The organism is Candidatus Cloacimonadota bacterium, assembly GCA_028706475.1.
Classification (GTDB): Bacteria; Cloacimonadota; Cloacimonadia; order Cloacimonadales; family Cloacimonadaceae; genus UBA5456.
In genome coordinates this window covers 1-14,288 of the sequence record JAQWBI010000012.1, presented here as the reverse complement: position 1 = coordinate 14,288, position 14,288 = coordinate 1, and the positions used below count along the sequence as shown (strand labels likewise).

7 protein-coding genes, 1 tRNA gene and 1 pseudogene are annotated in these 14,288 nt (G+C 45.5%); 8 read left to right on the top strand and 1 reads right to left on the bottom strand.

What is annotated here, in order from left to right; translation table 11 throughout:
* The first annotated feature begins 6 nt into the window (after positions 1–6).
* From PHF32_03735 to PHF32_03700, 8 genes and pseudogenes are all read left to right on the top strand, one after another.
* A complete protein-coding gene (locus tag PHF32_03735) occupies positions 7–1,416 on the top strand; it encodes an FAD-dependent thymidylate synthase (protein MDD4559837.1) in 1,410 nt (469 codons plus the stop codon).
* A 50-nt stretch (positions 1,417–1,466) separates the two neighbouring features.
* Positions 1,467–1,543, top strand: a tRNA-Arg gene (locus PHF32_03730).
* A 6-nt stretch (positions 1,544–1,549) separates the two neighbouring features.
* Positions 1,550–3,322 (top strand): ABC-F family ATP-binding cassette domain-containing protein, encoded by a 1,773-nt coding sequence (locus PHF32_03725; protein ID MDD4559836.1) that lies wholly within the window; start codon positions 1,550–1,552, stop codon positions 3,320–3,322.
* Positions 3,323–3,762: 440 nt separating this feature from the next.
* Positions 3,763–4,056 (top strand): annotated as a pseudogene (locus PHF32_03720) (septal ring lytic transglycosylase RlpA family protein).
* A gap of 58 nt (positions 4,057–4,114) precedes the next feature.
* On the top strand, positions 4,115–5,041 hold the full coding sequence (locus PHF32_03715; protein MDD4559835.1) for a pseudouridine-5'-phosphate glycosidase: 927 nt from the start codon (positions 4,115–4,117) through the stop codon (positions 5,039–5,041).
* On the top strand, positions 5,041–5,871 hold the full coding sequence (locus PHF32_03710) for a M55 family metallopeptidase (protein ID MDD4559834.1): 831 nt from the start codon (positions 5,041–5,043) through the stop codon (positions 5,869–5,871). The genes PHF32_03715 and PHF32_03710 overlap by 1 nt, the downstream gene beginning before the upstream one ends.
* A gap of 176 nt (positions 5,872–6,047) precedes the next feature.
* On the top strand, positions 6,048–6,842 hold the full coding sequence (locus PHF32_03705) for a type III pantothenate kinase (GenBank protein MDD4559833.1): 795 nt from the start codon (positions 6,048–6,050) through the stop codon (positions 6,840–6,842).
* Positions 6,839–13,093 (top strand): hypothetical protein, encoded by a 6,255-nt coding sequence (locus PHF32_03700; GenBank protein ID MDD4559832.1) that lies wholly within the window; start codon positions 6,839–6,841, stop codon positions 13,091–13,093. The genes PHF32_03705 and PHF32_03700 overlap by 4 nt, the downstream gene beginning before the upstream one ends.
* A gap of 185 nt (positions 13,094–13,278) precedes the next feature.
* On the opposite strand, the gene PHF32_03695 is transcribed toward PHF32_03700, so the two are convergent.
* Positions 13,279–14,073: a caspase family protein gene (locus PHF32_03695; GenBank protein ID MDD4559831.1), complete on the bottom strand. Its 795-nt coding sequence runs from the start codon at positions 14,071–14,073 to the stop codon at positions 13,279–13,281.
* Positions 14,074–14,288 lie beyond the last annotated feature (215 nt).

Below are 14,288 nucleotides of genomic sequence, written 5' to 3'. Positions count from 1 at the left end.
GTAAAAATGAAACTGATTATTGCAGGATACAACATCGATGCAGGACTGATCGCAGAGCTGAAGGCAAAAAATGCCACTCCTGAAGTAATCTCCGCTGCTTATGCCCGCATTTCGCGTAGCAACAAGCGCGTGGATACTTTACGTAAGGAAGCTCTGAGCGCAGTGGAAAAAGCCCGTAGCTCAAACGAGAATATTATCTACGAAATGGGGCATGCCTCCATTGCAGAGCATGCTGTGTTCAACTTGGATCTGATTGATGTCTCACGTTTACTCACCGAGAGTGTTCAGCGCAGTCGATTGGCTTCATTCACAGAGAAGTCGCAGCGTTACGTGACCTTTAGCAAGGACTACCTGATTCCCAAGGAACTTAGCCGCAGAACTGCTCTTAAGCAACAGTACTGCGACTTGATGGACCGTCTGTTTACAGAGTATGAAACCAGCTATAATGCCTTGAATGAGTATTATATAATCCACAAAGCCGATATGAAACCAAAGGACAGGGAATGCCTGGCCAAAGAAGACGCCCGCTACATACTCCCCCTTGCCACAAAGACTCAAATGGGCATCACCATTAATGCCCGCAGTTTGGAACAGCTTTTACGCAGATTAGCGACCATCCCGCTAAAGGAAGCCTTGGAACTTAAAGAGCTGATCATCAAAGAAGTAAAACCTATCTGCCCCTCTTTGATTCGTCACACAGAATCTGATGGATACTTAGGGAAGGTAGACGTAAATAAAGTAGGATTCAGCGGATTCTTACAACAGGAATTACCTTGGCTAGCAGCGATAGATCTGGAAAACAAAGCCAGATTAATCTCCGCTCCGAAAAACGCTGATGACCAGATCCTTGCTGCTCTTATTTATCCTGAAAGCGAACTCTCTTGGCAAGACAACCTGGAGCTAGTCTCCCGCTTACCGAGATTGTCTAAAGAACAGCTATGGCAACAGGTATTTACCGGTATGAAGAGCTGGCACAAGGTACCCCGCGCCTTTGAAGCAGCAGATTTTGAGTTTGAGCTCTTTATCAGCGAATCCTGCTGGGCTCAATTCAAGAGACACCGTCAATGCACAATCCTGAAGAAGAAGGTCTATTCTGGCAATTTCCTGATTCCGGAAGCCATCAAAATGATTGGTAGAGAAGATCAGTGGAATAGCATGATCAAGGAATGTATCAGCTTTTCGGACATGATCCCAGAAGCCATTGAAGCAGTTCAAGACTATTTAAAACTAAATGGCTCCATTTGCAAGGTATATGTGAAGATGAACTGCAGAGAGTTGTACCATTTTATTCGCCTACGCAGCGATGAACACGCACAATGGGAGATTCGCGAGGTCTCGGAAGCTATCTGCAAAATTGTGAAAAAGCATGCTCCGAATTCGTCCCGTATGCTTTGTGGTAAAAGCTGTTTCAAGTAAATCTGTTGACAGAAAGCCGATAGCCAAAACTTATGACTATATCATTCTGCGTCCCTGTAGCTCAGCTGGATAGAGTGGCACCCTCCGAAGGTGAAGGTCAGGCGTTCGAATCGCCTCAGGGACGCCATAATATATGGCAAACGAAGTAATCCTTACTGCAGAGAACATCCATGTCGCTTTCGGTGACAAAGTTGTCATCGAGGATGCATCCTTTGGCATTCACGCTGAAGACAAACTGGGCATACTAGGTGTAAATGGATGTGGTAAAAGCACTCTCCTGAAAGTAGTGGCCGGCATTATCCAAGCCAACCGCGGTAACATTACGACTCGTAAAGATCTCAAAATCGCCTATCTGGAACAAAATGCTCCGATTGATCTTGAGTGCACAGTATTGGAACATGTGTTACCTAAACAAAAGGATATCCAGAAAGAAGAACATCACTACAAGGCAATCCTCAGTCGCTTGGGTATGGAGCTTTATGACACCAAAATGGGCATTCTCTCTGGAGGCCAACGCCGCAAAGCCGACCTAGCCAAGGCCTTGGCGCAAGAACCAGACCTGCTTCTGCTGGACGAACCTACAAACCATCTTGATCTGGACAGCATCGAATGGTTGCAAAACACCTTAATCTCCAGTAAAATAGCGCTGATATTCGTTACCCACGATCGTTATTTTCTGGATACCGTATGTAATCAGATCCTGAACATAGAAAATAAACAGTTTTTCTTTTATGAAGGGAACTACAGTGCTTATCTGAAGGGCAAAATCTTGCGGGATCAAGATAGCAAATGCAAGGAAACCCGCCGCCAAGCGCAGCTCTCCAAGGAATTGGCATGGCTAGCCAGAGGTGCAAAAGCAAGAGCCACAAAGCCCAAAAACCATGTGGAACGGGTGAAAGAACTATTAAGCAAGAGCTACCTGATTTCAAATAAAGAGCTCGATATCTCTTTCCAAACCGATCGTTTAGGAAAGACCATCCTGGAACTGCATAAGCTTAGCAAATCATACGATGGTAACACATTGTTCGAAGACCTCGATCATCACTTTCAGCCCTTGGAACGCATCGGAATATTGGGTCCGAATGGATGTGGAAAAACCACGCTTCTACGCTTGATTACCGGTGAAGAGAAGCCCGATATCGGCAGCATCAAAGTTGGTATGAACACTCATTTTGCTTATTATAAGCAGGAAGAAGAAGACCTGAACTTAATGATGAGTGTTTACGACTACATAGCTCAATATGCCGAAAGTATCCGTACAGCCGATGGAAGCAAGGTCTCTGCTACAGAGATGCTCAATCGCTTCCTCTTCGACGGCAAGATGCAACAACAGCGACTCTCTTCACTTTCCGGAGGAGAACGCAAACGTCTACAACTGTTAAAATCGCTGTTGTTCGGCGCAAATTTCATCATTTTGGACGAACCCACAAACGACCTGGACATCCCCAGTCTGGAGATTTTAGAGGATTATCTGGATGCCTTCAAAGGATGCCTGTTAATTGTATCCCACGATCGCTATTTCCTGGATCGGACAGTGGACTATTTGATAATCTTCGAGAATGGCAAGCTCCGAAAGTTTGCCGGTAACTATTCCGATTATCTATTGGTAAAACGCTATCAGGAAGAAGAAACTGAAGATTGTGAAAAGCCAAAAATCTGGAAACCGAAACGAGAAAACAAAGGATTGTCTTACAAGGAACAGAGAGAGTACGAAAGAATTGAATCTGAGATCGAGAAAATCGAAGCCGAGCTGTTGCGGATCGAGGAAGAACTAGGGAAAAGCGGCCTCAAGCACGATGAATATGCCATCATCGCCAAAGAGATAGATGACTACAACACAAAACACGAGATTGCTTTCAGCCGCTGGGTTTATCTTAGTGACAAAATAAATACAGTTACAGATTAAGTTAGTAGATTCCATCGCCATTTTGATTCAAAAGCATCATGAATAAAACCAGTTTTTCTGGGATGCATTTCGCAGTTACAGACCACTTGTTCAAGTGCTGAATCCACAGCATTTCAGAGCCAATCATGACAGATTATCGTATCACCTTAGTATATATATGACAATGAAATAAGACCAAGTTTGTCATTTTTTCTTGACAGATATCAACCTCCAAATCACTGTCACCCGAATATGAGATTAGGAACTCATTTTGGAGTAATATGAAGAAATTCAAAAAGAAAATATTGGTTACGTTTTTGGGATTGCAAGTCCTCCTGGTAGGGCCGGTAATCGCAGATTCTGTAGCCGGAATCGGCAATGAGGAGATCAGCCAGGATCAGACCGCTCTGGTTATTGATTCATTGCACACTCAGGAACCCCCGGGAATCGATCCGGAAATAATGGTCGCTTCCTACTACTCGAAGTACTTCCATGGTCGCAGAACTGCCAGCGGCGAAATTTACGATCGCTATGCAATGACCTGCGCACACAAAACTCTCCCCTTTGACACCAGACTTATCGTTACAAATCCCCAAAATGGTCAATCGGTTGAAGTACGCGTAAACGACAGAGGCCCCTTCCCCCATGGAAGAGACATAGATCTCTCTTATGCTGCTGCGAAAGAGATCGGCCTGATCCTACCCGGAGTAGCCCCCGTGGAAGTTATAATCGTACATCCCGAAAACGAACTTCCTCAGGATCAACTGGCTAGCAACTAGTCGCTATATCTGATACCGGTAACGAAACTCTACGATGACACCGGCAAAAGTCTATCCACTTCCCCTCAAGATATCTGCCCCCGTAAGACTAGCGCTTGCAGAGAATAAAGCAATAGTAGCACTGGAATCCACTGTAATCACACACGGTCTGCCTTATCCTCAGAACCTGGAGACTCTTTCCATGTTGGAATACTGTGCGCTTGAAAATGGTGCAACTCCTGCCACAATCTGCGCTTTGGATGGTGTGTTTCACATAGGCTTGGATGCAGAAGACATCAAGTTGTTGACCTATAAATTTATGCAACCGGAAGCTTTACACAAGCTTACCTCAAGGGATATCTCTATGGCAGCAGCCCGCAAATACAGTGGCGGGACTACAGTATCCGCTACGATGTATTTGGCACATCTGGTGGGCATTGATGTGTTTGCCACCGGTGGAATCGGTGGAGTGCATCGCGGATGGCAAAACACGATGGATATCTCTCTGGACATCAAGGCATTGGCGAGTATCCCCATGATCGTAGTATGCGCTGGCTGCAAGGCTATCCTAGACATCCCTGCGACCTTGGAGATGCTGGAAAGCTCAGGTGTTCCAGTATATGGATGGCAAACAGAGGAATTCCCCAGTTTCTACAGTCGTCAAAGCGGGCAAACAGTTGATCGTTTGGACTCGCTTAGCGAACTGGCTACAGCTTATCGTTATCATCAGGATTTGCCGCTTGTCTCCTCTGGAATGTTGATAGCCAATCCCATTCCAAAAGAATCGGAAATAGCCCGAGAAGAGATCGAGCCTTATATCCAGCAAGCAATCTCCGATGCCAAAGGCTTATCCGGCAAGGCATTAACCCCATATCTGCTGGCCATTTTAGCAGAAATAACCGAGAATAAATCTGTAAGTGCAAACCTGGTGCTACTGAAGAACAATGTAGTTCTAGCAGCCCATATTGCAGCGGAGTTGTGATGAAGATATACATATCAGTGGACATGGAAGGAATACCCGGAACCTTTAACTGGGAACAAGAAAAGATCGATCGCAGCAGTGTGCGAAAATGCATGATGGATCATGTGGAAATCGTTATCGACGAAATTTTGCAAAGTCACGTCGCAAAAGATCTTCAAGAAATCTGCATTGCGGATTCGCACAGCAATGGCGACAATCTGTTTTACCAGATTACTGCCCGCGATGAGAGGATCAATCTCATCTCAGGTTCTCCCCGTCCGGAGTATATGATGCCGGGATTTGACGGCAAATTCAATCTGGTGTTCTTATTGGGTTATCATGCCGGTACAGGGGCTATGAAAGCCAATATGGATCACACATATTCCAATAGCCGCGTCCAACATATCTGGATCAACGACAGGCCCATGAATGAAGCTCTTATAAACGCTGCTTATGCTGGATATCACGGGGTTCCGGTAGCCCTGGTATCCGGGGACAAGGCATTGGAAGACGAGCTAAAACCCATCCTGCCCGACATTAACTATGTATGCACAAAAGAGGGGCTGGCCAAGTTTGCAGCCAAAAACTACTCTTTGGCGCGGGTAAACCGGGAACTGCGAGATGCAGTACGTTCATCACTTGCCTTTACAAATCTTCAGGTCTATTGCTTTGATGCTCCCATCAGACTAAAGATCGAATTTTATTCCACTGCCATGGCGGATGTGGTGGCGCTGATGCCCGGAACCAAGCGAATAAACGGCAAGACCATCGTTTATGAACACGATGACTATGCCGTATTATTCAATGCCCTGATGGCTTTGATCACCTTGGCCTACGCCACTGGAATATAGATTACTACCGCCATATAACAGAGATTGTATCCTAAAAAGAAAAAAAAGTTCGTTTCGAAGGACTTTTCCGGCTACAAATCAATTGACACAATTGAGCCCTCTCTCAAATTAGCTCCAGCTGAGTTTTCCTAATGTTTTTTGTACTCAAAAATTCTGTTTGAGCAGGGATTATGCCAATGAACAATGAGAAAGGTCCTATCCTAGTAGTGGATATCGGAAATTCCAGTATAGTGTGCGCAGTGTTTGAAGATAATGAGTTACTTGCTCGTTATCGTATGCCCAGCACCATTCATGCCGGTACTCAGGAATATTTCAGCCGCATCGGGCAGATTATGCCTGAATATCCTCTTGCACTTTTCAAATACATCGCATTAGGCAGCGTAGTTCCCTATCTTACAAGTGTTTGGGATGATATGTTATCCAGACACAGCAACGCCATGATCTATCCTATCAATGGGCTTTCTCCCATTGGATTGAGATATCTAAATAAAGACAGATCTACTGTAGGTGCTGATCTGGTTGCCAATGCTTTTGCAGCCTGGAAAAAGTACAGGAGTTCTACTCTGATAGTAGATTTGGGCACCGCTACAACCATCCAACTGGTCACTGCCGATGCGCTATATGCCGGAGTAGCTATCGCTCCTGGGATGAAAACAGCCGCAAGCCAGCTCTTCTCGAAGGCCGCTCAATTAAATGAAATCAACCTCGTTGCCCCAAAAAACATCGTCGGATACGACACTGAGGAAGCTATGCGCTCCGGAATCGTTCTGGGCCATGCTCTTATGATAAGAGCTTTTATCGACGAGATCAGACACAATTATCCCCAATACGCACCTTATAAAGTTATCCTCACAGGCGGTCTGGCATCCAGTATAGCTGCTTTGTGCCCCGCTGACTACATCCTAGATAGCGACCTGACTCTCTGGGGCTTTTATTGGGCACTAATTAGCCTGATCTCCGAATCCGCATGATGTCTTCGCTCAAACGCCGGCTCATTCTCCTGCTCTGGTTCCCTATCATCCTCGGAGCCAATGTCTTCGAGCCGCGTTTGTATATCGACGGATATTATCCCATAGTAAACAATCGCCTAGACATATATAAACTTGGCAAAGGTCTGGATATCTTTAAAGAGCGTCCCTACGCTATTCCGGCGATAGACATTCCCCGTAATGAAGAGATCGATTTTGAAAACCAAAGAGTTATTATAAACACGCTTGTGGAAAACCAGCAACTGCACCCCCCCATCCCGCTTTCTTTTGACAAATATCTGGAAAATATGCAGAAACATACCTTCCGCAAGTCATTGAATGCGCAGATAAAGCAATACGTACAGACTGCCACATTGCCTACTTCAGGCCTCATTGGTGAGTTTGTGTTGGATCTTCCCACCATCGCTCTTCCCCGCGGAGTAAAACGGGTATTAGGGAACAAAGCAGGGCGCCTGAATCTGGATGGTACGCAGAAAATTTCCCTGCAGGTAAGCAGCACAAAGCGCAAACAGATACCTATATATGAAACTGAAAACCGCAGCACTTTCGACATTAAAATGGAACAGGAAACCAATCTGAGGCTTACCGGAACTATAGGCGAAAAGATAGCAGTAAACCTAAAGTACAACTCAAATCAGGATGAAGAACTCTTTGATCCCAACAATGTAAACATCAAATACACCGGGGATGAAGACGAGGTTGTTCATTCCATTGAAGCAGGAAACATCAGCCTGTCTCTATCGGGAAGCCGCTATATAAGCTACTCTACCAGCTCTCAAGGTCTGTTTGGCGTTACCAGTAAATTCAAACTGGGTGATCTTGATTTGTCGGTGATAGCCTCCAAAGAGGAAGGACAAAAGAATAGCATGAGCTATGTAGGACAGGCCCAGGCCGATAGCGTGGTTTTCCGCAGCAAGGACTATGTCCCCCGCACAATGTATTATATCTGCGATCCCTACGAGCTGTACGATATATACGATGAAAGCAACATCGGTGATAACCCCCCAGGATGGATTAATAATGCTATCCGCACAGACGGCTCTGGAGCTTGGTTTATAAAGAATCCGGATCTGTTACCCAAAAACGGTACGTTGAAAGTATGGCTGGACACTCAAAGTCCGTTGGACAACTTCAAATTCGCTCAGGGAGACACGATCTATATCAGCCCCACAAACAGCTATATACCCTATTATGAGGAATTGATTGAAGGCACGGACTTTATAACCGATTATGACGCCGGATTCATCACTTTACTTCGTCCTATAGACAGAAGCACTACTCTGGGAGTAACTTATACTAGAAAGGACAACATTCCGGTTAATTCCGCTGATTACTATACTGAAAGCCAGATCCCGGGTAATGAACTCATTTATCCTTTTGTGATCCGCCGCAGAAACCAAGACTACAACCCCCAAGATCCCAACAACGTGTGGCACTACCAGATGCGCAACATCTATAGTATGAACAAAACCAATATCAAGAGTGACGGCTTCAGCTTGGATGTGTACATCTTGGATTCGGACAACACACGCAACTACAACCTACCAGACAGTCTTAATACCGGAAACTTCATAACTTATATGGATTATCTACGTTTAGACAGCTCCGGGGACGGCATTATCAACGGAGATGATGCCACTGTAAATCTATCTTCCGGAATTGTCTTGTTCCCCTTCATAGAGCCTTTCAGACCTTTGGGAGAGGCGATACTGTATGAAGAGCAAATCGAATCTATCGGATTTGATGAAATTGAGTTTTATCTGGCAGTCAAAGGGAAAATTGGCAGAGAAGCAATCGACCTTTCACAAAGCGGAATCTTGAAAGGTAGTGTACGTGTAAAAGTAAATGGCTTGGAGCAAAAAGAAAACTTAGATTACCTGGTAGACTACGATTTTGGACGCATTACCTTCCTTACTGCCGCAGGAAAAGATCCGGATGCAAAGATAGAAATTGACTACGAAAGCCGCTCACTCTTCAGTGTAGCGAGCAAAACTCTTGCCGGTATGCGTGCAGATTGGCAAGTGATGGATAACGCCAAGTTGGGCGGTACTCTGATATACAGATCAGAAACCGTTGCCGACAAGAGACCCCGGATCGGTAACGAAAACATCCAGATGTGGATGGCAAACGTGGACGGGAAGATAGGCTTCAAACCTGCTTTTGTTACCCGATGGATAGATGCCCTACCGCTAATCTCAACCACTGCCAATAGCGAGTTTACCATCAGTGGTGAGATTGCTTACACCATTCCTACGATCTACGGAGATTCCGAAACCAAAAAGAAAATATCCTATGTGGACGACATGGAGTCCATTGTGGATAGCTATCCCTTGGGAGTGACCTTATCTACCTGGGTAATGGGCAGTGAACCCTATGGCACAAACCTTTCCAAGGGACGCATGAATTGGTACAATCCCAAGAATATCTACCGTGAACAGATCGAGGATCCCTCCACCCTTACAGAGCGGGAACGAAAGGAAAGCGCTACCGTTCTGGCTATGAAGCACTGGCCTGGGAGCATCTATATGCCGGGGGCCGGAGTGCAAAGCTGGAGTGGCATAATGAAGTACCTGGGCAATCAGCTCGACTTCACTCAAAAGAAATACATAGAACTATTGGTAAAAGTAGACAACTACGATAGCATCAATCGCCCGGATGCAATCCTAACCATAGATCTTGGCGACATCAATGAAGACTTTTACACGGAATATGGAGATCAGAGCGATTACAACTCTGAGGATGCCAATAGGGACGGTGTACTCACTCTGGATGAAGACCTCGGACTGGATGGTGTCTTGCATGGTGAACCAGGTCATGATCCCTTTGATCTGGCGGATAACAGTATGGATGCCAATGGAGATTATCCCCAGATAAACGGCAGCGAAGGCAACCGTGTTTTGGACTCTGAGGATATAGATAACGACGGCGTCCTGGACACTCTCGATCGCTACTTCAGCTACAGTATTTCTTTGGCGGACACTACCGGACAAAACCACGATGGCTGGGTGCTATATCGCATCCCGATCTCTGATCCGGAATACTACACGATTGTGAACAATCAAGCTGGTGCGGGACCCACATTGAAGAAAATATCCTATGCCAGAATGTGGGTACAATGCGATACTCCAGTTCGCGTGCTGGTTGCTGATGCATCGCTTGTGGGCAACAAATGGCAGGATTTCTTTGTGCGCGATTTAAACAATAGAATCCTTACCGAAGCGGAGCTTGCAGCATTCAATACTACCTATCTTTCCGGTTTGGTAAACAACCAGAAAAACTCCAATCACTACAGCTCGCCTCCAGGTACGGTTTATGTAGAAGACCGCAGAGAAACCACAGAATCCGCTTTGTCGCTTGATATTCGAAACCTGCAAAGCGAGCACCAGGTTCTTCTACGCCAAAGAATGATAGATCCATACAATCTCCTCCCCTATGAAACTCTGCGTTTTTGGGTATATCCGGAAGCTGCTGAAGGCTCATTTACCGATGATCTGGATATCTTTATCCGCATCGGAGCGGACTCGTTGAACTACTATCAGATCACTCAACGAATTCCCGCTGTGGAGTATATGAGCAAGATGGACAGCAACCGCTGGATGGAGCTTGAGTATGTGTTACAAGATATTACTGCGTTAAAAGAACAGAATCCCGGGGCGACATCCGATACTCTCACTGTAGGCGATATAACATACTACTATAAGGGAAGACCCACCCTTACTTCGATCCGGGAGTTGTATCTGGGAGTGATCAATCCTCGCACAGACACCCAAAATACGCCCTTGAACGGCACCATATATTTCAACGATATGCGCGTGACCAATCCTTATCAGGAAACCGGTGTAGCACAAAGAATAACTCTAAACTCCAAATTTGCCGATTTTTCGACCTTGGATATTGATTACGAATCCAAGAGCGAAAACTTCAATCCTGTGATCCAAAGGGGCAGAACCAGTACTTATACCCGCACGAAAAGCCTGAACATTATCAACAAGTACTTCCTAAACAAGTTCTTCCCAACTAGCTGGGGTCTGGATATGCCGGTTACTCTGCGGAGAAATCACACTGAAGGCACACCTCGGTACCGGGCAAACTCCGACCTAGTGGTGAGCAATATCCCCGATCCCAAGGAAAAAGCCAGGGAAACAACCGAAAGCACCACTTATTATGCCGATTTTGGCTACAGTCTGCGCAATGCTCCCAAAAGCAAGATCCTGCAATATACCCTGGGCAAGATCACATTATCCGGAAACATTCAACAGATAAACAGCCGTAATGCGACTAACGCAGACACCACTCTTACCTGGCGCGGTACCATGGGCTACAACCTCTCTTTTCCCGCAGATGTAACCAGCTTCAAATTGTTCAATAATTATCGTTTGGGCTTTTTCCCCACTGCTTTTACGAACAGTTTTACTATAAACACCAACGAACCAAACAGCTACAATTGGGAACTGCGTGATGGCGTGTACGATTGGTATGATCGTCCAAACACTCAAGCCACCAAGGTGTTCACCAGCGACAACAATATCACCTGGCCTCTGTTGAGTGACCTTAATCTGACCGGTAGAATAAATACAAAGCGAGATCTCAAGCAGAAGAACTATCTGAAGTCGGTCAATATCGGTAAACAAACCGAATACGTTCAAGATCTGGGTCTGAACTACAATCCCACTTATCTGACCAGGATATTCAATATCAGCACCAGTGTTAGCGCCAGATACACCGATTTGATGCGAAAGTACAATGAAACAGTGGACGGAGAGCAAGTTGAAGTGTATCAGAGCGATGGTAATACCAATAGAAGCATTCGTACAAACTTTTCCCTAATGAACTCCAATATGCTTGGTCAGTGGTTACAGAAGCTCAGAAGCAAGTACCCTCAAAAAGGCGACAGCCAAAAGCCAACTTACGATGAGGATATGATGCGGGATATGGATCCTGAGCAAATGAGCGATGAAGAGCGTAAACAGTTCGAGGAGATGATAAATCAGCAGGAACAGATGGATAAAGATGAAAAGGCCATGAAGGAAGAGGAGGAGCGTCGCCGCAGTGATGAAGAGCTCAAGAAGGAGGAAGAAGAGGAAAAGTTCAGGCAAATAGAAGAAGAACAGCGAAAAGAAGAAGAACTCAAAAATAAAGAGGAAGAGGAAAAGTCTGCAACTGACGCTGCAGAAGATACTTTTGAAAAGAAGGATTCTGAAGCAATGATGGATCCCGAAAAACCAGACCAGGACACAGACAGTCCCGAAAATAATCCAGACGAAACAATGCCGGAGAAAGAAGAAAAAGAGACAGAAGAGGAAGAGGAAGGCTCCGGATTCCATCCATTGGTAACAGTCGTAGATTATCTCTCCCGCATCAAAAACATTACTGCCTCATATCAGAACGGCTATGCCATGAGTTTTTCCAGAAAGACTGATCGGCCAAACTTCGCCTTCCAGCTCGGCGTACCTCATTCCATGCCCAGAGATTATATGGATGCAATCGGCAATGACAACACTATCACTCTCTCTTCCGGCATCATGTTTGGCAGAAATCTGGACAGCACTATCAACTTCGCTCATAGCTTCAACAGGCGTTACTCAGCTGCCAGTCAGCAGAATAAATCCACCACTTTCCCTGATATTACTCTCAGTCTGATGAACTGGGAACCCTGGTTGGGCTTATCCAACTACTTACAGGGCGCAAGGTTAAACACAGGATTCCAATACACTACAAGAGCCAGCGGAGATATCGACTGGGTGAAGCCCAAACAGGAGGCTAAAACCATATCTCTGAGCCCCTTGATCGGTTTCACCGGAAACATTCTGAACAAGCTGAATACAAACCTAAGTTTTTCTATGTCTGAGACCGAAAACATCACGGATATGGATACCTATAATATCGTAAAGACCAGTAACACCGTAACCATGAACGGTAATCTGACATACAGCTTCACTGCTGGGCGCGGATTCACAATTCCCTTTACCGGAAAGAAGATTCACATAAATAACCAGTTATCGTCCTCCATGGGTATCACTTACGACAAGACCAGAGACGTTACAAAAGGCCGCGACAACTCGCAAGTGGACAGAGATACCTCCCGCCTCTCCATCACTCCAGGCGCAAGTTACCAATTTGACCACAACATCCGTGGAGGTTTAAGCTCCAGTTATGAAGTAAATTCTGACCGCAAGCGGGACGACGGTTCCCAGATATTTAGCCTGGGAATATGGGTGGAAGTAAACTTGTAATCTCCCCAAATCTCAGCCCTCTGCTTCATCCTGATATTAAGCAGATATAAACGTGTTATCATCGAGTGAGCACTGCATTATTACTGCTTGATATCTACATCAAATCTCGCTAATACCAAGGGGAAGGATAGTAAAAATACGGATATAAAAAAAGGGCGGCATCAGAACCGCCCGAAATGCATCAATCAGAAGTTGTAACTTCCTCCCCCGTCCAAACCCCGATAGGAAGGTAGCCGGAAACGGAACTTCAACTGCTGAGTAGGCTCCCAAAACGTGAACGGAGCCTTCATATTGCTCTGCCAATAAGGTTTCTGATCCTTCGATGTATAGCTGTAAACCTCATCTTGCACGCTCTTCATCAAGACAGGGAAATCGTACATATCGCTGGTGATCTTGTTAAAAAGCGAATAGGTGAAAATGCTATAACGTTCTCCTTGAGCCCTCAGCTCTTTTCCGACGTCGGACGCCATGGCAAAGCCTTGATTAGCATTAAGACGCTGAATGGATTGAAGCCCTTTGTCCTTGGGGCACAGGGATTTTGGGAAACCACTGGGCAAAGTCCTGTTTTCCATAAAAAGGAAGGAATTGCTGGCCCTGCTGAGTGCTTCCAAAACTACATCCACGCTAATAAGAGTTTCATCCAGATCATCCAATTTACTCTTGCTATAAGGTAGGATATAATTCTTATCGGCAATCTGCTTCGTAAAACCGGCATAATAAAACACAGCTGTGTCTCCACTTACCAGGCTTTTCTTGAAATTATCCAGCGCCGAGATGGTGGCAGCGTAGTCCAAATCACTGTATTGGGATACCTCGTAGTCGATCGCCTTCAAGGCATCCGCAGCTAGCTGAGCATCGTTCAAACTGGTGGATATCTCATCTTTGTAATATCTGCTGTTGCCAATCACCAATGCTTTCCTCTGAGCAAAAGCACTAAAGCTGAGAATCATCAACATTAGCAAAACCGCATATCTTTTCATGGTTTCTCCTATTCAATTTTGCAGGACATCTTCCCTGTGTAATGGCTACAAGTCAAGACATTTCTCGCCAAGAGCCCGCAACAAGGATATGAGACTGTTCAATACCTCCCACTTCATTATGCTACTTTCCTTGTGTTCTTAGAGAAAAGCAGGTCGAGATGGTTCCAAGCGAGCTTTTCTTGACAAATATGGGAGATATTTAGACTGGCGATCAG

Coding starts and splice junctions, on each gene's coding strand:
- PHF32_03695 (MDD4559831.1), bottom strand. CDS start 14,073: ATGAAAAGATATGCGGTTTTGCTAATGTTGATGATTCTCAGCTTTAGT.
- PHF32_03735 (MDD4559837.1), top strand. CDS start 7: ATGAAACTGATTATTGCAGGATACAACATCGATGCAGGACTGATCGCA.
- PHF32_03700 (MDD4559832.1), top strand. CDS start 6,839: ATGATGTCTTCGCTCAAACGCCGGCTCATTCTCCTGCTCTGGTTCCCT.
- PHF32_03710 (MDD4559834.1), top strand. CDS start 5,041: ATGAAGATATACATATCAGTGGACATGGAAGGAATACCCGGAACCTTT.
- PHF32_03705 (MDD4559833.1), top strand. CDS start 6,048: ATGAACAATGAGAAAGGTCCTATCCTAGTAGTGGATATCGGAAATTCC.
- PHF32_03725 (MDD4559836.1), top strand. CDS start 1,550: ATGGCAAACGAAGTAATCCTTACTGCAGAGAACATCCATGTCGCTTTC.
- PHF32_03715 (MDD4559835.1), top strand. CDS start 4,115: ATGACACCGGCAAAAGTCTATCCACTTCCCCTCAAGATATCTGCCCCC.